At 62.2% G+C, this 24,743-nt stretch carries 18 protein-coding genes; 11 read left to right on the top strand and 7 right to left on the bottom strand.

The window, feature by feature from the left end:
- Positions 1–423 precede the first annotated feature (423 nt).
- Genes C8D77_RS19550 through C8D77_RS19535 form a run of 4 tightly spaced genes read left to right on the top strand, consistent with a single transcriptional unit; the run spans position 424 to position 4,932 of the window.
- On the top strand, positions 424–1,638 hold the full coding sequence (locus C8D77_RS19550; protein WP_109666816.1) for a nucleotidyltransferase domain-containing protein: 1,215 nt from the start codon (positions 424–426) through the stop codon (positions 1,636–1,638).
- Positions 1,635–3,344 (top strand): ThiF family adenylyltransferase, encoded by a 1,710-nt coding sequence (locus tag C8D77_RS19545; protein ID WP_109666634.1) that lies wholly within the window; start codon positions 1,635–1,637, stop codon positions 3,342–3,344. Before C8D77_RS19550 ends, C8D77_RS19545 begins: the two co-directional genes overlap by 4 nt.
- Complete coding sequence (locus C8D77_RS19540) at positions 3,341–3,802, top strand: Mov34/MPN/PAD-1 family protein (RefSeq protein ID WP_215732068.1); 462 nt, start codon at positions 3,341–3,343, stop codon at positions 3,800–3,802. Before C8D77_RS19545 ends, C8D77_RS19540 begins: the two co-directional genes overlap by 4 nt.
- 11 nt (positions 3,803–3,813) lie before the next feature.
- A complete protein-coding gene (locus tag C8D77_RS19535) occupies positions 3,814–4,932 on the top strand; it encodes an SAVED domain-containing protein (RefSeq protein ID WP_109666632.1) in 1,119 nt (372 codons plus the stop codon).
- A gap of 1,460 nt (positions 4,933–6,392) precedes the next feature.
- Here C8D77_RS19535 and C8D77_RS19525 read toward each other — a convergent pair.
- Entirely contained in the window at positions 6,393–7,094 is a 702-nt protein-coding gene (locus tag C8D77_RS19525) for an alpha/beta hydrolase (RefSeq protein WP_109666630.1), read from the bottom strand.
- A 184-nt stretch (positions 7,095–7,278) separates the two neighbouring features.
- Between C8D77_RS19525 and C8D77_RS19520 the strand changes: the two genes are divergently transcribed.
- The 3 genes from C8D77_RS19520 to C8D77_RS19510 all read left to right on the top strand — a co-directional run bounded on the left by C8D77_RS19520 (position 7,279) and on the right by C8D77_RS19510 (position 10,109).
- Complete coding sequence (locus C8D77_RS19520; protein WP_109666811.1) at positions 7,279–8,823, top strand: winged helix-turn-helix domain-containing tetratricopeptide repeat protein; 1,545 nt, start codon at positions 7,279–7,281, stop codon at positions 8,821–8,823.
- Positions 8,824–8,946: 123 nt separating this feature from the next.
- Positions 8,947–9,387: a hypothetical protein gene (locus C8D77_RS19515; RefSeq protein WP_109666627.1), complete on the top strand. Its 441-nt coding sequence runs from the start codon at positions 8,947–8,949 to the stop codon at positions 9,385–9,387.
- 302 nt (positions 9,388–9,689) lie between these two features.
- Positions 9,690–10,109, top strand: coding sequence for a hypothetical protein (locus C8D77_RS19510; RefSeq protein ID WP_164771617.1), 420 nt, complete (start codon positions 9,690–9,692; stop codon positions 10,107–10,109).
- Positions 10,110–10,142: 33 nt separating this feature from the next.
- On the opposite strand, the gene C8D77_RS19505 is transcribed toward C8D77_RS19510, so the two are convergent.
- Genes C8D77_RS19505 through C8D77_RS19495 form a run of 3 tightly spaced genes read right to left on the bottom strand, consistent with a single transcriptional unit; the run spans position 10,143 to position 14,017 of the window.
- Positions 10,143–11,027, bottom strand: coding sequence for an alpha/beta hydrolase (locus C8D77_RS19505; protein WP_109666625.1), 885 nt, complete (start codon positions 11,025–11,027; stop codon positions 10,143–10,145).
- Between the two features lie 25 nt (positions 11,028–11,052).
- A complete protein-coding gene (fhuB, locus tag C8D77_RS19500) occupies positions 11,053–13,104 on the bottom strand; it encodes a Fe(3+)-hydroxamate ABC transporter permease FhuB (RefSeq protein ID WP_109666622.1) in 2,052 nt (683 codons plus the stop codon).
- Positions 13,097–14,017, bottom strand: coding sequence for an ABC transporter substrate-binding protein (locus C8D77_RS19495; RefSeq protein ID WP_170136771.1), 921 nt, complete (start codon positions 14,015–14,017; stop codon positions 13,097–13,099). The genes fhuB and C8D77_RS19495 overlap by 8 nt, the downstream gene beginning before the upstream one ends.
- Positions 14,018–14,242: 225 nt before the next feature.
- On the opposite strand from C8D77_RS19495, the gene C8D77_RS19490 reads away from it, so the two are divergent.
- A complete protein-coding gene (locus tag C8D77_RS19490; protein WP_109666619.1) occupies positions 14,243–16,399 on the top strand; it encodes a TonB-dependent siderophore receptor in 2,157 nt (718 codons plus the stop codon).
- Positions 16,400–16,835: 436 nt separating this feature from the next.
- Entirely contained in the window at positions 16,836–17,183 is a 348-nt protein-coding gene (locus tag C8D77_RS19485; RefSeq protein WP_164548579.1) for a hypothetical protein, read from the top strand.
- A 105-nt stretch (positions 17,184–17,288) separates the two neighbouring features.
- Here the strand turns inward: C8D77_RS19485 and ggt are convergent, their stop codons facing one another.
- The 3 genes from ggt to C8D77_RS19470 all read right to left on the bottom strand — a co-directional run bounded on the left by ggt (position 17,289) and on the right by C8D77_RS19470 (position 22,646).
- Entirely contained in the window at positions 17,289–19,028 is a 1,740-nt protein-coding gene (gene ggt / locus C8D77_RS19480; protein WP_109666617.1) for a gamma-glutamyltransferase, read from the bottom strand.
- A gap of 117 nt (positions 19,029–19,145) precedes the next feature.
- Positions 19,146–20,438, bottom strand: a complete 1,293-nt coding sequence (gene rhaI, locus C8D77_RS19475) for an L-rhamnose catabolism isomerase (protein WP_109666615.1) — start codon at positions 20,436–20,438, stop codon at positions 19,146–19,148.
- Positions 20,439–20,543: 105 nt separating this feature from the next.
- Positions 20,544–22,646, bottom strand: coding sequence for a bifunctional rhamnulose-1-phosphate aldolase/short-chain dehydrogenase (locus tag C8D77_RS19470; RefSeq protein WP_109666613.1), 2,103 nt, complete (start codon positions 22,644–22,646; stop codon positions 20,544–20,546).
- A gap of 185 nt (positions 22,647–22,831) precedes the next feature.
- Between C8D77_RS19470 and C8D77_RS19465 the strand changes: the two genes are divergently transcribed.
- Together C8D77_RS19465 and rhaS are read left to right on the top strand one after the other, a co-directional pair.
- Complete coding sequence (locus C8D77_RS19465; RefSeq protein WP_057145053.1) at positions 22,832–23,635, top strand: DeoR/GlpR family DNA-binding transcription regulator; 804 nt, start codon at positions 22,832–22,834, stop codon at positions 23,633–23,635.
- A 55-nt stretch (positions 23,636–23,690) separates the two neighbouring features.
- Positions 23,691–24,686 carry a rhamnose ABC transporter substrate-binding protein gene (gene rhaS / locus C8D77_RS19460; RefSeq protein ID WP_109666611.1) on the top strand — a complete coding sequence of 332 codons (996 nt, stop codon included), beginning with the start codon at positions 23,691–23,693 and terminating at the stop codon, positions 24,684–24,686.
- The last annotated feature ends 57 nt before the right edge of the window (positions 24,687–24,743 follow it).

Here is a 24,743-nt window from a genome sequence, read left to right as displayed (position 1 = left end):
TGCCGACCGCACCCGCATCGATTTTGCCAATGGCAAGAATTCTCGTCGAGCAGCCGGAATAGCTGGATCTGGATCTCCGGCCTGCACAGCGCAATCATCTCGATGTGGTCTGTTTCACGCATCTCGACGACGGCTACTGGGGTCCGGCGACTTCTTTTGGCTCGACCTTGCAGCCAAATACCAAGGCGAGGGGGCGGGAGCCAGAGCTGAATAAGGCGCAAGAAATCTGCGGGCGTGAACGACAAACGCGCTTCGATTTCAGCGCCATAGCGCCCTCCTCGACCTCAACCGCAGATACGAATATAAAGTGTATGGACATATTAAAGCTATCCGTGTACTAATCCTTCCCATTGACGCCCTTCGACAGCGGTCTGGGCGATTTTGGCCCGTATCGAACGGATCGAGAAACAGAGGGAGTTGAAAATGACAGGCGCAAACGATCAGGTTGAGAAATTTCTTCAGGCACTCGTGGGAGAACTGGCCATTCCGGTGTCTCGATATGAACAGGCGGAGACGAGCTACAAGTCCCTGGGCGATTGGTTTCACCGGCCCGAGAGCACGGTGCGGAATTTCGACCCGGCGGTTTATGTGCAGGGATCGTTTCGTCTCGGAACAGCGATCCGACCGATAAGCGACGCCGAGGAATATGACGTCGACTCTGTCTGTGAGTTGAAGAAGCTCACAAAGAACGAGCTAACGCAGTTCGACCTGAAGCAGCTCTTGGGCCACGAAATCAAGGCTTATCACGACGCCAAAGGGATGACGAAGCCGGTGCGCGAAGGCCGGCGTTGCTGGATCCTCTCCTATGCGGATGGCGCCCAGTTCCATATGGACGTCCTTCCCTCGTTGCCGAATGGCTCGGAACAGCGACTCCTTCTGGAACGCGCGCAATTCGATGCGCGGTGGGCTGATACTGCGATCGCAATCACGGATCGTGATGTCCCAACCTACCGGGTGCGGACGGCCAACTGGCCGCGTTCCAATCCCAAGGGATATGGGGAATGGTTCAAGTCCCGGATGGCCTCGGTCCTCGCCCGGCGCAAGCAGGTCCTCGTGGAGTCGTTGAAGAGGCAGGGGGTCACGGCTAGCGTCGAGAAGCTGCCGGACTATCGCGTGCGGACACCGTTGCAGGCCGCGGTGATGCTCTTAAAGAGGCACCGGGACAACACGTTCATCGGCGAGCCCGATCTGAAGCCCATCTCTGTCATCATCACCACGCTGGCAGGCCACGCATACGGGGAACAGGACACGATCTCCGGCGCCCTCTTTTCGATCCTGGAGGGCATGGACCGGTACCTCCGTCACGATGGTACCAAATACATCATTGCGAATCCCACCGACCCGTTCGAGAACTTCGCTGACAGATGGGAGAAGGACCCGCGCAAGGCGAAGGCCTTCTTCCGGTGGCTCGAACAGGCCCGGCAGGATTTTGGACGCGCCGCCCACGCCACAACGTTGCAGCGCATGAACGAAGCGGTCTCTGCCCGGATGGGCACGGCGTTGACCGACCGAGCAGTGACAAAGATCAACGGAAACGGTGGAGGGCTCCTGCGCACGCCGTCCGCTGCCCCTGCGGTGGCCATCCCGACCTTCGGAAACGCGCCTCGGGTGCCGACGACGCCGAAAGGATTTGCATGAGCTGGTGGCTGACGAACGCCTCCCGTGCGAGGTCCGAGCAGGTCGCGCTTGCACAGTTGCAGGAGCGCGCCGGATGGTTGTCGGCTGTCGGCTGGAGGGTCGGCGACGATCTTCAGCTGATCGTGGATTTCGACATCCAGCACAATGGTGAGACGTTCAGCCTCTACATGGTGTATCCGTCGACCTTCCCGGATACACCGCCCATGGTGTTATCGCGGGACGGTAAGCGGCTTACCTGGCACCAATACGGGGCGGGGGGAGAGCTCTGCCTCGAGTTCCGGCCGGACAATTGGGATCCGTCGATCACCGGGGCGATGATGGCAGAGAGCGCATATCTTCTCCTGTCGGGTGAGAGGCCGGAGGGAGACGAGGGCGGCGTTGTTCCATCGGCTCATAAGGCGTCGATCGGCCGCGACGCCCGCAACGAGCATATGAGGTTCGTACTTGACCCAGGAGTCATCGAAGTTCTCGCAGTACTTCCAGTCGATACCGCTGTACCCATCATCGCCTGGGATCGGTTTGAGAAACCGACGTGGGTTGCATCTCTCGTCAGTGTGGGGGACGAAGGCTCGATATGGTCGAACAGCGGTCCAAAGCCTTCGCGCTCCTCGATCGCTAAGGGGTTCGCCTTTCGCACAACGCGTGAGATCGCCGGCTTCGGGGCAAACCCGGGGCGTTTCGCCGAGCTGTTGCCTGCTGAGTTCCCCGAACTTGCGGAGCAACTGCTGGACAGCCCCTTTGACGGTTTCGTGCTGCTCGGGGACGCAGATCGGTGGATCGCGCTGAACCTCTATCCGCAGGAACGCAAGCAGACTGTCTTCGGCTATAAGATGATCGTCGCACCCGGTACATCCGGCCGCTTGCCGACGAACCACGCCGGTCTTGCAGAGAAGCGGGTCGCGATTGTCGGATGCGGCTCGGTTGGATCGAAGATCGCTGCCACTCTTGCCAGATCCGGCGTCCGAAAATTCACGCTCGTCGATGATGATATCTTCTTCTCGGCAAATCTGGTCAGGAATGACCTCGACGCAAGAGCGATTGGCCAACATAAGGTCGACTCCTTGGCGGCTCGCCTCAAGGACATCGTCGCGAATGCCGAGATTTCCATGCGGCGCGTGGCGATAGGTCAGCAGGAGAGCGCCGGAACCACCGAGTCCGTCATGGAGGAATTGGCGCAGGCCGACCTGCTGATCGATGCGACCGCCGATCCGCGAGCGTTCAACCTGATGGCGGCGGTCGCGCGCCGGCACCGCAAACCGATGATTTGGTGCGAGGTCTTTGCCGGAGGGATCGGAGGTATCGTCGCGAGGGCGAGGCCAGAGCTCGACCCGATCCCGACGATTGCTCGAGGCCAGATACGCGCCTGGTGCGATGCCCATGGTGTGCCATGGGCGGCTACAACTCAAGTGGAATATGGGGCGCAGCGGGAGCAAGGCTCCACGCTCGTGGCCGACGACGCCGATGTCAGTGTGATCGCCGGCCATGCTTCGCGATTGGCGTTGGATATCCTGACGCGCGAGCAAAGCATCTTTCCGTTCTCGGCCTATGCGATCGGATTGGCCGCGGAATGGATCTTCCGCGCAGCCTTCGATACCTGGCCGATCGACCTTCTGCCGGAAGGAAAGTGGGGCGAAGGCCAAGATGGCGCGTCCAAGGAAGACCTGAAGGAGCTTCTCGCTTCTCTCTTCCCGGAGGTCGCAGCATGATCCGGGTGGGCGTCTCCCATGAGGTGCGCGATTGTATGAAGCCAGCTCTTCGACGAGCAGGGTCGCGTGAGATTGGCGGCATCCTCATGGGGCAGGAGGTCGCGCGCGGTCATTTTGTGGTCGTCGATTTTTCTCTGGACGAGATTTCGGGAGAACGGGCTCACTTCGTTCGCGACGCCGACCATCATCGGCAGGCGTTGGAGAAATTCTTCGATCGGACAGGTCACAACTATCAGACGTTCAACTATCTCGGCGAATGGCACTCGCATCCAAGTTTTTCAGCGCGGCCGAGCATTACGGATCTTCGTTCGATGCAGGACCTGGTCGACGGAGAAAGGGGTATCGAGTTCGCCGTGCTCCTGATCGTGAAACTGGGATTCTTCCGGCGCTTCATTGTGTCCGCAAGCCTTCATAGGCGCGGTCGGCAGCCCGAATCCGTCGAACTGGCGACCAACTAAGGAGCCGCACTATGCGCTGGGATACCGTTGACTTTGTGATCCGATCGGCTGCCGGATGGTTCTTTCGAGCGCGCAACGCGGAGAGTTGGATTTTCCGCGGTGCTGTCACGGTGCTGATTGCAATTCATGGCGCGAACTGGGTCTTCAAATATTCAGGTCCCATCTGGGGCACCGCTGGCTCCGTCGAGATAGGAACGGGTGGCGCTGTCCCGAACGGCATTCTTTGGGCAGTCACTGTGGTTTGCGCTCTGCTGATGATCGGCTCAGCGGTCTGGGCGTGGATGCGCTACGCCAATGAGCAAAAGAGACTCTCACGCAAGAAGGTGTTCGTCATTGAGGGCAGAGGTTTGCGCGACGACGACGGTTCTCCATTGAAGGCCGCCGTTCCCGATAGCATTGTTGGTGCTCGCGTGGATTTGGTTATGGATCTGCGCCAGCGCAAGGACGGTGTCATTGTCGACCCCGGAGACCTGCTCCAGCCCGTTGCCGGGATGAAGACATTGTTCCATCAACTCCAAAAGGGAAATGACAGAAGCGACCTGACTACTGTCTATGGTGGACTGACGGCCGTGCCGTTTACCTTTTTGACCGGCGTGCTTCTGGATGATGAGGGCGATGTCGTCGTCATGGACTGGGATCGGGGCGCAAGTCGGTGGCGCTTGCTCGATGGGCCGGACGATGGTTTACGTTTCGAAGTTACAGGGATCGATGAAGCTGGAAGTGCCCGAGAGGTGGTGCTGGCTGTCTCGGTTTCATACACTGTGAAGTCGGAAGATCTAGCCACCACCTTCGCGCATCCGGTTGTCCGCATGATGCTGCCGGACCTGCAGTCGTCGCATTGGTCCCAAGTCAAGCAATCGGCACTTGCCGATCAGTTTCTCGGGGTTTTGAAGCAACTCGATGCGGCGGGCGTCGAAAGGATCCATCTAGTCTTGGCTGCGCAAAACAGCGCCGTCTTCAACCTAGCTCGCCGCTATGACAAACGAAATCTGCCTAACTTGGTCGTCTACCAATTCGAACGCGCGCAAAATCCGAAGTACCCGTGGGGTATCGAGATGCCTGTTGCAGGTGTGGTGACTGCTCGAGTCGTTCATGGGATTGTGTCTGAGGCGCAATCTCAGGGAGGCTAGCTGTGTATGAGAATCAGACCGCGTTGATGGTTTCGGTGGAGCAACAACCACCCGCCAAGGTGCGCGATGCCCGGAGGCTTCAATTGACTCGACCCCCCCGCATCATGGGATGTCATTGAGGGGGGACGAACTGGGCCACCCCAAGTAGCAACCGCTATCGGCCTGTGAGATAAGGTGCAGTATGCCGGCGTCGTAGCGTGCAGAGCGAGGTTTGGGAACCAAACTAATCCACAGAAATATTTTGTTGGTAGTCCTGTTGGTAGGTGCCGTGGCTATGCGAACCACAAACATTTGAAAGCAAAACCAGATTTCATTTACTTGGAATCCGCCTCTGGGCACCATCACCCATCTCTCGGGAAGGGCATCCGAGGAAACGGGAACCAGGCGGAAAGTTGGACGGAAAGCGCCGTCCCTTCCCTGGGTAAGGCTGCTGGCCAAAGGCAACGCTTGGTCGGCCCGCGTCAGTGGGGAGGCGCGGGTCATTGCACATCAGCCTACGTCGAACTGACATGGAAAAATGACCGATTGGTGTATGCGACGCCTCGTTGTTCATTTGAATAACGCGATATGATCCTTGAGTTCCGAGACTGGATGGCCGGTTTCGGCGCAGGGAGGCGAAGCATGCGAACCGCATTATTTAGAGTTCTGGCGATCATCGTGCTCTGTTCCACTACTGTCGGCGTAACGACGAGTTTCAGCACGGCTGACACTCGCGACGCTGGCCACAAGCCGGGTGACAGAGGAAACTAGCCTGTTGCCAGTGCCACCACTCTAGCCGTTGCCTACATCAGCGCCATTCAGGGCAATGTCTGCTTATGGGTCGCGACACGGGGATTGAGGGATCCCCCAAAACAATCAAAAAGCCCGCGTGTCCTTTGGACAATGCGCGGGCTCTTTCGCGTTTTGTAACCATTTCAGCGCAAGGTAATTGAATCGCGGTTTTGCAAGTCTGTTGATGCGTTTGAAGTTTGTCGAGCCATGCAGCCGACCTTGGTTGAGAAGCCTCCTGAAGGTAACGGCCGAATTCACGAGATAAAGTTCGACGACTACCGTAGCCAATCATCATTGACCACGACGTCCGGATTTTCGCCCGCAACGGCACAACTGGACGGCGAAATGTGAAGCACTTCCGCGGCGAGGAAGATTTGCGGCACGCTTCGCTTGTCAGATCGGGGCCGAACGACATCGATCCGTCCGCCAAACTACTGGACACTGTATTGCATCGCGATCCTTCGGGCGAAACTTTGCTCCTATTGGCTATTGGCCTGCATCCGGATTTTGATTTGCTTGGTGATCCCCAACCTTAGGGCAAACTGCCCGCCGGGGCGCCAGTAGAGAAATGAGAGCACGCGCAGCAACGCTTGGGGATCTGGAGGATGTCTTTCGTGGATCATCCCAGCAAAGCAACAAGCCCGGGCGCCACAGGCGCCCAGGCCATCCATCTCCGGATGTGATGCGGTTCAGCTCTTGGCGATGCCGGCGGCTGCCTGTTCGATGAGCTTGGCGACAGCTGCGGGGTTGGAGACATAGACGGCGTGGCTGCCGGGCACTTCCACCGTCGTCGCTTGGGCGCGGTTGGCCATATTGCGCTGAGCCGGCGGCGGGATCATCCGGTCATCCGTGGCGACCAGATACCAGCTGGGCTTCACCTTCCAGGCTGGAGCGGTGACCTTGCCTTCGAGCGCCGCCACGCCCCACGGCACCTGCGAATCCGCCATGAAGGAGGCGAGCGAGGGACGGACGTCGGCGGCGAACGAGGCTGCGAATTTGGCCTTGTCGAGCATCAGGAAGCCGTCTACGGGCGGCAGGATCGGTGGCACCGACGCTCCTGGCGGCGGGTTGGCGATCAGGCTCGAAACCGACTCTCCGGCGTCCGGCGCGAAGGCTGCGATGTAGACTATACCTGCCACTTTCGGATCGGTGCCGGCTTCCGACACCACGACGCCGCCATAGGAGTGGCCGACCAGGATGACGTTGCCAGGAGCGGCGGCGATGGCGCGCTTGGTCACAGCGACATCGTCGGCGAGCGAGGTGGTCGGATTCTGGACGATGGTCACGTCATAGCCGTTCTTCTTGAGGATCTGGTAGACCCCGTCCCAGCCGGAGCCATCGACGAAGCCGCCATGGACGAGGACGACGGACTTTGCTGCAGTGTTCGACATTTGAGTTCTCCTTTTCAAAGTGTTGTTTGCGTTGGTTGCAGGAGGACTATGCGGCAGGGCTGACGGACGCGCTTTGAGGCGGCCTTCAGGAACTCTTGATTTTACCTTGAGATCGCTTTGATTTTGCGTCCACGACACGGCTAAAGTGTCGGCCTGTTTGCCGCGCGGTCTGGAGCGAGCCATTTTGCCGTATCTCTTCGAGGATTTTGCCCTGGACGGCGATCGGCGCGAACTGCGCCGCGGCAACGACCTGATTTCCATCGAGCCGCAGGTGTTCGACCTGCTGCAATATCTGATCCGCAATCGCGAGCGGGTGGTCAGCAAGGACGATCTGATCGACGCGGTCTGGCAGGGGCGCATCGTCTCCGACGCCACGCTCGCCAGCCGCATCAACGCGGCGCGCAATGCACTGCACGACAGCGGCGAGGAGCAGCGCCTCATCCGCACCATCCTGCGCAGGGGCCTTCGCTTCGTCGGCACCGTGCGCGAGGAGGCCGAGGCTATCGCCTCGGTGAAGCAACCGAAGCCCGGCCTGGGCATTCCCGCCCGTCCGTCCATCGCCGTGCTGCCCTTCGTGAACCTGAGCGGCGATCCGGAGCAGGATTATTTTGCCGACGGCATGGTCGAGGACATCATCACCGGTCTGTCGCGGATCCGCTGGCTGTTCGTGATCGCGCGGAACTCAAGCTTCACGTATAAAGGCCGCGCGGTGGATGTGAAGCAGGTCGGGCGCGAGCTCGGCGTGCGCTATGTGTTGGAAGGCAGCGTGCGCAAGGTGGGAAGCCGCGTGCGCATCACCGGCCAGCTCATCGACGCGGAGGACGGCAGCCATCTGTGGGCCGAACGCTACGACCGCGAACTGACCGATGTGTTCGCGCTGCAGGACGAGATCACCATCAGCGTGGTTGCGGCAATAGAGCCCAATCTGCGCCGGGCCGAGGTCGAACGCGTCAAGCGCCAGCGCCCCCACAGTCTCGACGCCTATGATCTGCTGCTGCGCGCGCTGCCTGACGTCTACACCTTCATGCCGCATGGTGCAGCCAAGGGCCTGCCGCTGCTGGACCAGGCGCTCGCCATCGAACCGACCTATGCCCTTGCCCATGGCTTTGCCGCCTGGGCGCATCAGTCGCTGTTCGTGCGCGGCGGCATGAAACCGGAGAATCGGGAGCGATCGATCCGCCATGCCCATGCAGCGATCGAGCACGGCTCGGGCGACGCCATGGCGCTCGCTCTGGCCGGGTTCACCATCGGCATCGTGGAGCATGATCGCAGGCTGGCCGACGAGGCGTTTGCGCAGGCTTTGACGCTCAGCGCCTCCTGCGCCTTCGTCTATGCCTTCGGTTGCGTGTCGGTTGCCTATGGCGGCGACGCTGCCCGGGCAATCGACTGGGGCGAGCAAGCGTTACGGCTGAACCCCCTGGACGCCATGAGCTGTGTGCCGCAAGGCATGATCGGATTCGGCAATTTTCTCACCGGCCGGCACGAGCAGGCCGTCATATCAGGCCGACGGGCGGTCGAAATGAACCCCGGATTCAGCATGCTGCACGGATGGCTGGCGGCGCCGCTTGCCAGGCTGGGGCGGATCGACGAGGCCAAAGTATCGGCCACGCGGCTTTTGTCGCTCGATCCGCACTTCTCCATCGGCCGCTGGTCCGCCGCCGTAGGACTTGCGCCAGATATCGTCGATGATGTCACCGACGCCATGCGGATTGCAGGCTTGCCGGCGTAGGCGGCGGCGCCCGCATCCTCTGGGCGAAATCACTTTGCGCATATTAGGCCACCAGCGGATTTGATTTGCTTGGTGATCCCCCAACCTTAGGGCAAACTGCCTGCCGGGGCGTCAGGAGGAGAAATGAGAGCACGCGCAGCAACGCTCGGGGATCTGGAAGATGTCTTTCGTGGTCTGTCCAAGCGGATGTCGGACGAATACGCGGCGGCCGGCAAGGACAGCAAGATCGCCTACGACAATCTGATGATGAATTTGAAGGAAGGCCGTGCTCACGCGCTTGTCGAGGGCGACAAGGCCGTGGCGATCATCGCCTGGCATGAGAACAGCGACGCCGCCGACACGCTGTTTGCCGCACAGGAGGATTTCTTCCGTGCGGCGACCGTCCGCTTCTGCAAGCGGCATATCCGGCACATCCAGGCGCTTGCCGGCAACCTCCCCATCCACTCGCGCAGCTGGCTCCGGGGACCGGATGTCGCAAGATGGTTTGGAGTCATCGGCTATGTCGAACGCGGCCAGGAGAACGGCGCCACTCTGTTCGAACTGCCGCCGGCTCGCATCGGCTAAGGAACCCTGGCTGGTGAAGATCTTCAGCCCTTGCCGCAAACGCCGCCTCCACCTCGCCATCGCCCACACAAGTTCGTCGATGCGGGTCACCGTCTTCGGCTCTAGGCGCCTTTGCTCGGCGGCCTTTTGAACTGCCTCCGCAAGCGGCTTGCGCCGGGCGCCGATTGGCAGGATGTTATGGGAGGGCAACCGGGGGGCAAACCGGCACGCCGAGATCGATATGGCTGCTGGAAATGTCACGAGCTTGCTTCGCCTTTCTTGCGTTTGTTGCCTTGGTGAGGCCGGTAGAGGCAGGCGAGTGGATGTCTCATCTGCTTGACCGCTCAAGCCTAGCGACCGCCTATTTTCGCCAAGCGGATCTTGTGACCGCATACGCGACCGCAATGGCGCGCTTCCGTCTGCAGCTCGCAGGGCGTGCCGGCGAAACCAGCCTTGCGGTCCCTCTCGAACCCCTGCTTTTGCGGGCGGAATTCCGTGCGCGGACATGGCGCTCGGCGGACGGCAGCCTGTTGCAAGGCTTCGCCGGCAAGGGCGGCTTCCGGCTGACTATCGGGAACTGCCTGGCGCGCATCTGCGCTGCCAGCGAATGCAGCGATGCCGGTTGGCCGGTTTACGCCTGCAGCGACGGAGGCAAGCGCAAGATGTCCGTCACGGACTTTGTGACGGCAACCTTCGGCGGCGTCTCCTACCGCCGATTGAGCGCCTCCCCTTCACAGGAATGACGGCGCGAGGCGCCGACCGCCTTGCTGCAGCGTTCAGCAAAGGGCGGTATCCTTCCTCACCGCAAACGCCGCCTGAACCGCGCGATTGACGGTGACCGGCAGGATCGACATGTGGTTCTCGCCGGCATGCAGTTCGAAGCTCGCGCGCACGCCCGGGAAGGCATGGAGACGCTCCGCCATCGTCCGCGCGAATTCGTCGGTGCGTGTCACCTTCTTCTGCTGCAGGCGCTTTTCCTCGTCCTCGGCGCCGATCTGGAACGGTGCCAGCTTCTCCGTCTCGTATTCGCCGGCCGACAGGATCATGGTCGCCGTCAGGCCCTCGGGAACGGCGGCCTCGAAGGTTTCGAGAAAGCGGTCGATGGCACGATCCTCCCAATAGATGGTGGGGCTCGCCGCGATCCAGGTCTGGAAGGCCGAAGGCCGCGTGAACAGGGCGTAGAGCGCAAACAGGCCACCGAAGGAATGGCCGTAAAGCGCCTGGCGGCTTGCATCGACCGTGACCCGACTGGCGACCCATGGCTTCAGCTCGTCCTCGATGAAGGCAAGGAATTCCCCTGCCCCACCGGTCCGGACTTCGGGCGTGCCCTCGGAGAAGGGCGGATAGGTCTTGCCCGGCGGCGGGGCGAGATCCCATGAACGCCGCAGCGGATCATAGGCGCCCTCTACGGGATAGCCGATGGCGACGATGACGCCCCAGCCGACATTGGTGCCCGTGGGATAGAAGGCCTGCGCACGCATGGCGTCGACCGCTGTGCCGATGACGGCGTTGCCGTCGGTCATGTAGAGGACGGGCCAGCCGGCCTCGGGCACTGGCCCGGACGGCACATGCAGGAATACCCGCCAGGCGGCGCCGCCATGCGCCGGGACAAAGTCGTGGACCGTCGTGTCGGCGATCAGGGCTGGCATCGACTTGGACATGGATATCTCCACAGGGACAAAAAAGTCAGCGGCGGCGCAGCAGCCACATCAGCACCGGGCCACCGATCAGCGTGGCGACGAGACCGGCCGGGATCTGGCGCGGGAAGATGGCGGTGCGGCCGATCCAGTCGGCGGCGACCATGATCAGCGCGCCGGCGAGCACCGCGCCAATGGCCTGCGGCAGCGCACGGGAAAGGCCAAGGCGACGGGCAAGATGCGGCGCCATCAGGCCGATGAAGGTCAGCGGACCGACGATCAGCGTCGAGGCAGCGGTGAGCATGGCGACCACCAGCAGCACGAGAAGCCGCGTCATTTTCAGGTTGATGCCAAGGCCTTGAACGGCGGCAGGGCCGAGCGGCAGGATGTCGAGCCAGCGCATGAAGAGAGGCGCGAGCGCGAAGAGGCAGACGGCGATGCCACCGGTCAGCAGGGCGGCGCCGACATCGACACCATAGGTCGAGCCGGTCAGCCAGTTGAGTAGCAGCATGGCGCGAGGATCGCCGGTGGCGGTGAGCACCAGGATCAGCCCGTCGAACAAGGCCGTCAGAGCAACGCCGGCGAGCAGCAGCCGCTCCGGCGCATACGCGGCACGGCGGCCGATCGCCAGCGTCACCAGCAAGGCGGCGAAGGCGCCGATGGTTGCCGCCGCCGTCTGAACCGGGCGTCCGGCATCCGAGAGGGCAAACAGCGCTACCATCATGCCAAGCGCGGCACCGGCGCTGATGCCAAGCACTTCGGGGCTGGCCATCGGATTGCCGGTCAGCCGCTGCATCATCAGCCCGGCGAGCGCCAGCATCGCGCCGGCGCTCAGCGCGGCAAGCACGCGAGGCCACCGCCATGACAGCAGGGGCTGCAGCTCATCGCCGAAAGCGAAGGTCCAGCCATGCGGGCCCGGTCCATAGAGCAAGGCCAGCCCAAGCAGCAAAAGCAGAGCCAGGCCGATCACCGCCAGTAGGAGGCTCGGCCGGCTTGCGCGTGGCAGGCGCTCGGCGGTCAAGGCCGGGGCTTCCGAGCCAAGCGCAAGACGCGGCAGTAGCCAGAGAAGCAGCGGTGCACCGAGAAGCGCGGTGATCGCTCCGGTCGGCAACAGGTCGCCTTGCGGTCCTGTGGCGATCTGCACGGCCTGGTCGGCGGCCCACAGCAATGCCCCGCCGATCAGCGGCGCCATCACCAATTGCTGGCCCAGCTGTCGGGCGCCACCGATACGCGCAAGCGTCGCCGCGGCCAGGCCGACGAAACCGATGACGCCGACGGCGGAAACGACGAAGGCAATCAGCGCGACGGCGGCCGCCAGCCCAGCGAAGCGATAGGCGCCGAGCGACACGCCAAGGCTGCGCGCGCCTTCGTCGTCGAGGCCAAGCAAGGTCAGTGGTCGCACCATGAGGAAGATCGCGAGCGCAGCAGTGCCGATGCGCGGCAGAAGCCATAGCGTCGTCGACCAGTCCTGCTGGCCGAGCGAACCGGCGCCCCAGATGAACAGGCTGGCCAGCCATTCATGCCGCAGCACAATGAGAGCGGCACCGATGGCGCCGGCATAGAGGCTGACGACCAACCCCGCCAGCACGACCGAAAGCGGCGACAGGCCCTTGTGCCAGGACAGAGCGAAGACGGCGGCAAGGGCCATGAATGCGCCGGCCAGCGCCACCCATTCGCGGCCGAAGGCAAGCAAGGAAGGCGACAGAAGCGTCGCCAGTGCCAGCGCCAGATAAGCGCCGGCCGAGACGCCGACCGTTTCGGGCGAGGCGAGCGGGTTGCGCAGAACCTGTTGCAGGACGGTTCCGGCAAGCCCGAGCGCCGCACCACACAGAAGGCTGACGGCAAGCCTGGGCAGGAAGGCGTAGTGGACAAGCACCTGCCGCATGTCGGCGATGTCGGGGGCGGCGAGCGATTGCAGCCAGAGCGCCGATGGCAGCTGCACCGTGAGGTTCGAGACGGTTGCCGCTGCCGCCGCCGCGAGCAGCATCGCGCAGAGCAGGATCGCGCCTACCGGCTGATTGCCAAGAAAGCTCCATGGGAAGGCCCGGCCGGCCGACGCAGGCTTTCCCCCTTGGGCAATGGCCGCAGCATCCTCAGCCACGGGCTGCCTCCGCGGCCATCGCCGACGCCAGGACCCGAGCAAAACGGCTGGCGGACGGAAGCGCGCCGAACATGTGGACGGCGGGAAGGCGCATGATCGAGCGGCTGCGCACGAAAGGCATGGCGTTCCAGACCGGACTTTCGGTCAGCGTGCCGCCGGCGCCCTCGGGCAAGGGTTCGAGATAGGCAAGGCGCGCGTCGCTGGATGTCGCCAGCCCGTCGATGCCGACGATCGAAAACCCCCAATAATTGGTCTCGGCCGTCCAGGCATTGCTGAGCCCGATGCGGTCGAACACCTCCTGAAACAGGCTCTTCTTGCCGTAGACGCGCACATTGCGCGGGTCCATGAAGCTGACGACATAGATCGGCCGCGCCGAAAGCGGCGCCAGTTGCTGGCGAACTTCCGAAAAATACGCATCCGTCGCCGCGATCAGCGCCTCGCCTTCGCTTTTCTTGCCGACAAGCCTGGCGAGCTGGCGGGTTGCCTCGACGGCGCGCTGATAGGGCTGCCCGGCTTCGGTATAGAGCCCGATCGTCGTCACCGGCGCCACGCGTTCGAGCAGCGGCTTGATGCCGTCGAGATACGGCATGGACAGGATGATGTCGGGCCTGAGCTGCTGCAGCAATTCGAGATTGGGTTCGAGCAGCGTGCCTACATCGGCGATCTCAGGCGGCAGCGGCGGTTCGACCACCCAGGTCTCCCAGATGTCGCGGCCGGCAATGGCGACCGGATTGACGCCGAGCACGAGCAAGGTCTCGGCCAGCCCGTCATCCAGGGAGACGATGCGCAACGGTTTCGCCGCGGCAGATGGCGATGCAATTGCAGCGAAGGACAGGACGAAAAGTCCCAGCGCGCCGCGCCGGGTGATCCGGCCGCGCAGACGGTCAGCTCTGTGGGATTCAAGGACCGCCATTACCGCGCAGCGCCTGTGCGGAACGCCGGCTGGGCGTGGATTTCAGGCACGGGTTTTCTCCAACACGACGCGGTTCAAAAATCTGGCTGTCGGCAGCCGATGGCTGGTTGACTATGAAACATGAGTTTAATAGTCAACATTGAAGATGACTAAACGAGTCAACAATTTTAAATTAGCACAGGGCGGAATGATCCTGCGCGCATCGCAGCCATAAGGGGTATCGAGATGGGGTTGAGTGCATATCGTGCGGCGCGTCGGCGAAGCCGGGCCCAGGGCCTCGTGGTCGCATCGCTTTCGACCCTGCTTTGCACCCAGGCCCTTGCGCAGGAAGCCACGACCGAGCTCAACCCGATCAATGTCGAGGGAAAGAGCGACAGCCCGCTCGGACCGGATGACGGCTACATCGCCAGGAACACCACCACCGGCTCGAAGACCGACACGCCGCTGAAGGAAATTCCGCGCTCGATTTCGGTGGTGACCCGCAAGCAGCTCGACGACCGCCAGCCGGGGCAGCTTGAGGACGCCTTGTCCTATCTTGCCGGCGTCACCATCTCGCCATGGGGCATCGACGATCGCTTCGACCAATGCCTGATTCGTGGCTTCGACCTCTGCACGTCGGCGATCTATCGCGACGGGCTGCCGCAGAAGGTGATCGATTTTTCCGGCTTCAAGATCGAGCCCTACGGGCTGGAGCGGATCGAGGTGCTGAAGGGACCGTCCTCGGTTCTCTACGGCGAGAACGAGGCTGGCGGCATGGTCAATGCCGTCACCAAGCGGCCGACCGACAAGCCGATCTATGACGGCTTCCTCAGCTATGGCAGCTTCAACACTGTCGAGGCCGGGCTGGATATAGGTGGCCCGATCGACGATGCCGGCGTGTGGTCATACCGGCTGACCGGTCTGGTTCGCAACGGCGAGCTCGAAACCGACTATTCCCGCAACGATCGCATTTTCGTCGCGCCGGCGCTCAAGTGGCAGCCGGATGCGCAGACCTCGCTGACCATCCTGGCCAACTACCAGTGGGACAGGCTGACGCCGATTCAGTTTCTGCCGGCGCAGTATGGCAATCTGCCACGCAATTTCTTCACCGGCTCGCCCGATTTCGACCGTTTCGATGCCAACCACGGCTCGATCGGCTACCAGTTCAGCCATGAGTTCGACGACCATTGGACGGTGCGGCAGAACCTGCGCTACTCGCAGCAGGAAACCGACTACCGCCAGCTCTATTATGGCGAATGGCTTGGTGGCCCGGACATGATCGACGACCATACGATGTCGCGCACCTTGTTCACCGTGGACGAGACCGCAAGGCTGTTCAACGTCGACAACCAGGCCGAATACAAGGCTGACTTCGGCGCGGTCGAAAACAAGCTGTTGTTCGGTCTCGACTACAGCAGGCAGTCGGTCGACGGGCGCAACGGCTACGGCGAGGGTCCGGCGCTGGACACCCAGAGCCCGGACTATTCGATCCCGGTCACGCCGCCGAGCCTCATCATTACGGATCGCGTGGAGACGATCAGCCAGGTCGGTCTCTATGCACAAAACCAGTCCAAGATCGCCGACCACTGGATCCTGACCGTCGGCGGCCGGCAGGCCTGGATCGACCACACCAATTTCGACCGGCTCGATGATGCAGGCAGCTACGATCAGAAGGACCATGCCTTCACCGGCAATATCGGCATCGGCTATCTCTTCGATAATGGCCTGACGCCCTACGCCAGCTATGCCGAATCCTTCACCACCAATATCGGCCCGACCCAGTCCGGAGACGCGCTGCTGCCTTCGCTGGGCAAGCAGTACGAAGTCGGCGTGAAATACGAGCCGACCTTCTTCCCCGGCTTCATCACCGCTTCGCTGTTCGACCTGCGCAAGACCAATGTGCCGACGGCAGCAGCCAATCCCGTCTACCAGGTCCAGACCGGAGAAGTCCGCCATCGCGGCCTGGAGATCGAGGCTAACGCCGACCTGGCTTCCGGCCTCAGCATGACGGCGGCCTACACCTATCTCGACGCGGAGATAACCAGCGATGCCGCCGCCATCATCGGCAACCGCCCGGCCAGGGTGCCGGAACACCAGGCATCGCTATGGGCCAATTACGAGGTTGGCAGCGGCGTGCTCGAGGGCCTGAGCGTCGGCGCCGGCGTGCGCTATATCGGCGCCAGCTTCGGCGACAATGCGAACACAGTGAACGTGCCTGGCCACACGCTGGTCGATGCGGCACTGCGCTACAAGAAGAATGGCTGGCAGGCGGCGCTCAACGTCTCCAACCTGTTCGACAAGACCTACTATTCGACCTGCTATGAGGCCGGCAGCAACAAAGACCTCAGCTGCATCTATGGCGAAGGCCGTGTCATCAAGGGCAGCCTCAGCATGAAGTTCTGATGCATGCCAGCCTGCCTGCCGTGATCTGGCATGCAATAGCTGAAGCGCGTCGCATGGACCCGTGACGATGCGACGCGTCCAGGGTCGCGATCAGACGCGGCCGTGTTCCACATTCGCGTTGGCGGCAAGGCGATTTGGCCTTCGTCATGGTGCTGTGCGGCGTCACCGCCACCGAGAATCGCTGCCAGCGAAGCCCAATCCACATCCCGCATCATTTTTCCTCCACGAATGCATTCCATGATAGAGGGGTCCACGGTCGCCTCCGGGCAGCCGTGTCCTGGATTGCCTGAGACAAAAGACGGCCGGGGCACGAATCAAAAAGCCGGCGGCAAGCCGCCGCCCGAGGGCGTTAAAGACCGGTCGAACGCCTCAAGGCGGCGCGATCGGGTTGCACTCGGCGAGGCTTGATGATTTGTTGCCGCTATACGGAGAACGAATGATGCGAGAGCCTGCCGGTCAAGACGAATATGGGTCGACGAACCCCTTCGATCCGGACGACCTGCCGACGTTGAACGCGATCGGTCCGAGCATGGGAAGCGGCAACGATTTCGAGAAATACGCCGTGGCCGTGATCATAGTGTTCGGCGCGCTGATCATTGGCGGGCTGATGGCCGCGTCGATGGTCTTCGGGCACCGCAACGGCTTCCTCTTCGCGCTTGGCGGTGCCACGTCTGCCTGGATATCCGGAAACGCATTGCTGCTCGACCGGCCGCGCATCTATGCGCTGTTCGTCGGCATTGCCGCCCTGATGCTGATTGCGTCCACCCTCACGCTGGTCCTGTGACGACCATCCTGGCTATGAGCCAACCCTCTTGAGCAGCGGGCGATCGACCCGAATCGCCACGCTGCTCCAAGCCCTTCCTCTGAGCTATCCCCGGCCTCGCTAACCTCAATATCCGAGCGCCTCGCCAGAGGCGGCGCGGCTGTCGATGGCGCCGTTGTAGCGGGCGCCGCCGCCCTTCTCGATCTCCGCCAGGCTCTTGCCGCCGACCAGGATGCCCGCTGCCTGGCCCCAGGTCTGGTCAGCGAGATCGAGGTGATAACCCATGCCGGCCAGCAGCTTTTCGGTGTCCGGGGACAGACCGAACGGCTCGATATAGACCGTGTCGGGCAGCCACTGGTGATGGATGCGCGGCGCGTCGATCGCCTCCTGGATGTTCATGCCGTGGTCGATGACGTTGACGATGGCTTCCAGCGTGATGGTGATGATGCGCGAACCGCCGGGACTGCCAATGACCATGAACGGCTTGCCGTCCTTGGCCACCACGGTCGGGCTCATCGATGACAGCGGCGTCTTTTTCGGTTGGATGGCATTGGCCTCACCCTGGACCAGGCCATAGAGGTTGGGCACGCCGGGCTTCTGGGTGAAATCGTCCATCTCGTTGTTGAGCAGGATGCCGGTTCCGTCGGCGACGACGCCGGCGCCGAAGGATCCGTTCAGCGTATAGGTGACCGCGACCGCATTACCGTCATTGTCGATGATCGAATAATGCGTCGTCTCCTTGCTCTCGCCAAAGCCCTTCGGCATCAGGTCCTGCGACACGCCGGCCCGGAACGGGTCGATCTTGTCGCGGATATCCTTGGCATAGGCCTTATCAAGCAGTTTCGAGACCGGATTGTCGACGAAATCGGGATCGCCGAGCGCTGAATTGCGGTCGACATAGGCATAGCGCATCGCCTCGACCATGACATGGACGGTCTCGGCGGAACCGGCGCCGAGATAGGATAAGGGATAGCCTTCGAGCACATTAAGGATTTCGCAGATGATGACACCGCCGGAACTCGGCGGCGGCGAGGAGGTGATCTCGTAGCCGCGATAACTACAGGTCACGGGCTTCAGCTCGCGCACCGCATATTGCTCGAAGTCCGGCTTGGCCAGGATGCCGCCCTTGGCGCCGCTCGCCTTGACGATGGCGTCGGCGATGGCGCCCTTGTAGAAGGCATCCGGGCCTTTTTCCGAAATGGCGGCGAGCGACGCGGCGAGGTCGGGCTGGACCAGGCGCTCGCCGATGCCATAGGGCTTGCCATCGGGTTTCAGGAAGATGGTGGCAGCCGCGGGATCCTTCGCCAGCCGGTCGGCGCTGCCGGCAAAAGAGGCGGCGTCGCCCTGATTGAGGATGAATCCGTCCTTGGCGTAGCTGATCGCCGGCGCCATCAGATCCTGTCGGGACAATTTGCCGTATTTTTCGCGCGCCATCTCTAAACCAGCCACCGAGCCAGGCACGCCGACCGCGAGATAGCCGTCAAGGCTGGCGCCCTTCACCGGTTTGCCGTCCTTGTCGAGATACATGGTCTTGGTTGCCGCCAGCGGCGCGCGTTCGCGGAAATCGAGGAAGGTCGAGTTGCCGTCCTTGAAACGGATGGTCATGAAGCCGCCGCCGCCGATATTGCCGGCATTGGGGTAGACGACGGCGAGCGCATAGCCGACGGCAACCGCCGCATCGACAGCATTGCCGCCCTTCTTCAAGACCTCGATGCCGACCTCGGACGCCAGATGCTGGGCCGTCACCACCATGCCATGCTCGCCCTTGGCTGGCGCCGGTGATGCAGCGAAGACGCTCGTCAACGGCGCCAGGACGAAGGTGATGGAAAGACTGGCGGCGATCAATATCCGACGGTTGAGAGGCATGGCGGTTCTCCGGGCGGGGGGACACCTAGAAGACCGTGTTGGACGGATCGAGTCCATTCACAAAGTGCCCCCTCACGAAGCAAAACGGTGAGGGGCAATATCGGACGAGAGTTCGCCTCAGACGATCCCGCCCGAACCACCGGCGACCGCCGGGCGTTCCGCGGCGACCTTGGCGCGGTAGCCCGCTGCCCGATAGGCGGCGACCGGATCGATGGCGCCGCCGGTCTTCAGCCGCGCCATGGCCAGGATCGGCTCGACATCGGTGCGGTAGGCGGCTTTCAGCGTCTGCGTCGCCATCAGCGCGTCGTTGTTGTCCTGGTAGCCTTCCAGCGCCTTGCGGTCGACAAGCAGCGCCTGCGCATAGGCGCGCTGCACTTCGACGGCCGACAGCATCAGGCTTTCGATCGGGTCGGTGACGTTGTGGCTCTGGTCGAGCATGTGGGCGGGATCGAAACCCTCGGCGCCGGAAAGTTCGGCGTCGACCAGTTCGTTGAAGACGAGGAACAGCCGGTAAGGATCGATCGAACCGGCATCGAGGTCGTCGTCGCCATATTTCGAATCGTTGAAGTGGAAGCCGCCAAGCTTCTTGAACTGGATCAGCCGCGACACGATCATCTCGATGTTGACGTTGGGGGCATGGTGGCCGAGGTCGACCAGGCAGAACGCCTTGTCGCCCAACTCCTGCGCGATCATGTAGTTGGTGCCCCAGTCCTGCACGACGGTGGAATAGAAGGCCGGTTCGTACATCTTGTGCTCGCTGAACAGCTTCCAGTCGGCGGGCAGTCCGGCGTAGATCTCCTTCATAGCGTCGAGATAGCGCTCGAATGCCTTGGCGAAATTGGCCTGGCCTGGAAAATTCGAGCCGTCGCCGATCCACACCGTCAACGCCTTGGAGCCCAGCGTCTTGCCGATCTCGATGCATTCGAGATTGTGCTCGACCGCTTGCCGGCGCGTGCCGGCATCGGCATGCGACAGCGAGCCGAATTTGTAGGAGAGCTTCTGATCCCTGGCGTCGGAAAAGGTGTTGGAGTTCATGGCGTCGAAGCCGAGGCCGAAGCGCGAGGCCGCCTGCTTCAGCCGGTTCGGGTCTGCCTTGTCCCACGGAATGTGCAGCGACACGGTCGGCGTCGCCTGCGTCAATTGCTTGATGACGGCGCAATCCTCGATCTTGTCGAAGATGTCGCGCGGCTCGCCGGCGCCGGGAAAGCGGGCAAAGCGGGTGCCGCCGGTGCCGACACCCCAGGACGGGATCGCCACGGCGAATTTCTCGACCTTGTCACGGATGGCGTCGATGGCAATGCCGCGACGGTCGAGGCGCTCACCGAGCGAGGCGTAGTCGCGCTCGAGGTTGGCCTTGCGCGCGGCGTTGTCCTTGTCGACGAGGTCGGCGGAGATGATGGATTCGGACACTGCTGTTCCTCCCAAAATGCGTTCAGTCAGCGCTGCCCCTCATCCGCCTGCCGGCACCTTCTCCCCATAGAGTGACGGGGAGAAGGGAAGCGCTTCGACGTTGGCTCAGCGCGTAAAGCTCTGCGCGTTGCCCGCGTCGACATTGATGATGTTGCCGGTGGACTTGGCCGACATGTCGGAGGCGAAGAAATAGATCGCCTCTGCGATGTCTTCCGGGAAGACCGAGCGCTTCAGCATCGAGCGCGAGCGATAGTGCTCCTCCAGATCGTCGGTCGACATCTTGTAGGCGGCGGCGCGCTGTTCCTTCCACTCGCCGGTCCAGATCTTCGAACCGCGAAGCACCGCGTCCGGGTTGACGACATTGACCCTGATCTGGGCTTCCGCGCCCTCCAGCGCCAGGCAGCGGGCGAGATGGATCTCGGCCGCCTTGGCAGTGCAATAGGCGGCGGCGTTGGGCGAGGCGGCAAGGCCGTTCTTCGAAGCGACGAAGACGATGTTGCCGCCGATCTTTTGCACCCGGAACAGCCGGAACGCTTCCCGCGAGACCAGGAAATAACCGGTCGACAGGATGTCCATGTTCTTGTTCCACAGCGCCAGCGTCGTCTCCTCGATCGGAGCCGAAGAGGCGAGGCCGGCATTCGACACCAGAATGTCGATGCCGCCGAACTCGACCGCCGTCTCGGCAAAGCCCGAAATGACCTGGTCCTCCGAGGTGACGTTGATCAGCACCGGGCGGACGAAATCCTTGCCATAGGCCTTGGCCAGTTCGTCATTGGCGCTGGCGAGCGCTGTTTCGTCGATGTCGGCCAGCACGACGCAGGCGCCTTCGCGCAGCAGCCGGTTGGCCGTCGCGCGGCCGATACCACCGGCGCCGCCGGTGACCAGCGCGATCTGGCCGGCAAGCGACTTCGGTTTCGGCATGCGCTGCAGCTTCAGATCCTCGAGTAGCCAGTACTCGATGTCGAAGGCTTCTTGTGCGGGCAGGCCGACATAGGACGAGACGGTCGATGCACCGCGCATGACGTTGATGGCGTTGACGTAGAACTCACCCGAAATACGCGCCGTCGCCTTGTCGCCGGCGAAGGTGAACATGCCGACGCCGGGCATCAGGTAGACGACGGCATTGGGATCGCGGATGGCGGGTGAGTCCGGGTGCTTGCAGCTGTCGTAATAGGCCTGGTAGCCAACACGATAAGCGGCGACATCGTCGGCGAGGCGCGCGATGACGGCATCGACATCGGGTTTTGCCGGATCGAACTCGATCACCAGCGGGCGGATCTTGGTGCGCAGGAAATGATCCGGGCACGAGGTGCCGAGTGCCGCCAGCGGCCGCAAATCCCTGGAGTTGACGAATTCGAGCACAGCGGCGGAATCATCGAAATGGCCTGTTTTGTGGCTCTTTTCCGAGATCAGGCCGCGGATTTTCGGCATCAATTTTGCCGCAATGGCACGGCGTTCGGCGGCGTCGAGCGACTTGACCACTTCACCGCCGAAGATGGCCAGGCCCTCGGAGCGGCGCTCGAACCATTCGATCGCCTGGTTGATCACCGAGATCGTCGTCTCGTAGCATTCCAGAGGGGTGTCGCCCCAGGTGAACAGGCCATGGCTTTCCAGGATGACGCCCTTGGCGGCGGGATGTTCGAGGCAGAATTTCTCCAGCCACAGGCCGAGTTCGAAGCCGGGGCGCTTCCATGGCAGCCAACCGATGGCGTCGCCGAAGATCTCCTTGGTCAGCGCCTTGGAATCCTTGGCGGCGGCAATGGCGATGATGGCATCGGGATGCATGTGGTCGACAAAAGGCTTCGGCACGTAGGCATGCAGCGGCGTGTCGATCGAGGCCGCGCGAGGATTCAGGTTGAACGTGCAGTGAGGCAGATACCCCACCATCTCGTCTTCGTGCTCGACGCCGCGATAAAGGCCTTTGAGGGCGCGCAGCTTGTCCATGTAGAGCGTGGCGAAACCATCAAGCTTGATCGAAGCACTGTCGCCGCCCGAACCCTTGACCCACAGCACTTCGACGGTCTCGCCGGTGAGCGGATCTTTCTGCCAGATCTTCGAGGACGTGTTGCCGCCGCCATAGTTGGTGACGCGCTTGTCCGAGCCGAGCGTGTTCGAGCGATAGACCAGAAGTTCCGGCTCGCTCATCGCTTGAGCCTTGGCCTCATCCCACAGATTGGCGAGGCGCGCGCCGGTGCGCTTGTCGAGCATAGGGTATCCTCCCGAAAGGCACGCAAAGGTGCGGCCCATTTGGCCTGAATTTCCACGGAAGCATCTGGCTTGTCAATCATAAACGATCAAGATCGATCATATTGCACTGCACAATGAAATTATATGATCGGAAATGATTGACACTGCGCGTTTTGGGTGCCTAGATGCTTAGGCAGGGAGGAACCATGCACGAAAAAGAGCGCCACAGGATTATTCTGTCCGCCGTCCAGGAAAAGCCTGTTGTGACGGTGCAGGAGATGGTCGACCTGACGGAGTCCTCCGAGGCGACGATCCGGCGCGATATCGCGGCTCTCCATGTCCAGAAACGCCTGCGCCGCGTGCGCGGTGGCGCTGAAGCAATCTCGCCGCCGCAGTTCATCGGGCTGGCCGGCCGGCCCTTTTCCGTCAACGAAACCATCAACGCCTCGCAGAAGCGGGCAATCGCGCGTGAAGCGGTCGAGCTGTGCAAGGATGGCGAGCCGATCATCATCAATGGCGGCACCACCACCTTCCAGATGGTGCATTTCCTGACCGGCCGCCGCATGCCGATCTTCACCAATTCGTTCCCGATCGCCGAGCACCTGCTCAAGCATTCCAAGAACACGGTGATGTTGTCGGGAGGCACCATCTATCGCGAGCAGAACATCATCCTGTCGCCCTTCGACAATGACGTGACGCGCAATTTCTATGCGCGCCGCATGTTCATGGGCGCGCAGGGGCTCGGGCCGCTCGGCCTGATGGAGGGCGATCCGCTGCTGATCCAGGCGGAGCAGAAGCTGATCGACCAGGCCGACGAACTGGTGGTGCTGGTCGACTCGTCAAAATTCCGCAAACGCTCCAGCCTGATCCTGTGCGGCCTGTCGCGCATCGCTACCGTCATCACCGATGACGGCATCGAGGATCGGGAGGCCAAGATGTTAGAGACCGCCGGCGTGACGCTGATCGTCGCCCGCAAATCGGCAAAGGAAGAATCTTCACTGCAGGCCTGAGACACCCTCACGCCCGCAGCGACGATGGAATGCAACGCTCAAGGGAGGATATTCGATGAGCTTCTTGAAGAAATTGATGGTAACGGCGGCCTTTTCAGCCGCCATGTTCGTGAATGCAGCCTATGCCGAAAACGTCAAGATCGCGCTGGTGGTGAAGTCGCTTGGCAACGGCTTCTTCGATGCCGCCAACAAGGGCGCCGAAGAGGCGGCCAAGGAACTCGGCGATGTCGACATCATCTACACCGGCCCGACCAAGGCGACCGCCGAAGCGCAGATCGAAGTGGTCAATTCGCTGATCGCCCAGAAGGTCAACGCCATCGCCATTTCGGCCAATGACGCGGATGCGCTGGTGCCGGTGCTGAAGAAGGCCATGGAGCGCGGCATCACCGTCATCTCGTGGGATTCGGGCGTCGCCAAGGAAGGCCGCCAGCTTCACCTCAACCCGTCCGATACCGGCCTGATCGGCGAGACCATCATCAAGCTCGCCGCCGACTACCTGCCTGAAGGCGGCGACGTCGCCATCCTGTCGGCCTCCTCGACCGCGACCAACCAGAACGCCTGGATCGATGCGGCCAAGAAAATCCTGCCGGAGAAGTTCCCCAAGATCAAACTCGTCGCCACCGTCTATGGCGATGACGATTCGGCCAAGAGCACGGACGAGGCCAAGGGCCTGCTGAAGTCCTACCCGAACCTCAAGGCGATCATAGCGCCGACCACCGTCGGCGTCGTTGCCGCCGCCCAGGTCGTCACCGACGAAAACCTGATCGGCAAGGTCAATGTCACCGGCCTCGCGCTGCCGTCCGAGTTCAAGAAATTCATCGACAACGGTTCCAGCCAGGCGGTCGCGCTGTGGAACCCGATCGACCTCGGCTACTCGGCCGTCTACCTCGCCCATGATCTGGCAGTGAAGAAGGAAGAGGCGAAGCCCGGCGCCACGCTGTCGATCGGCCGCGTCGGCAAGGTCACGCTCGACGACACCAATTCGGCTGCGATGGCTCCGCCCTTCCAGTTCGACAAGTCGAACATCGAGAAGTTCTCCAAGATCTATTGATCTGGAGCCCTTTCAGGCTGTCGCGGCGGGGCTCACGTCCCGCCGCGACTTTAAACG

This window comes from Mesorhizobium loti (assembly GCF_003148495.1).
GTDB lineage: Bacteria > Pseudomonadota > Alphaproteobacteria > Rhizobiales > Rhizobiaceae > Mesorhizobium > Mesorhizobium loti.
The sequence above is the reverse complement of the archived record's forward strand: the minus strand, read 5'-3'. Positions and strand labels throughout refer to the sequence as shown.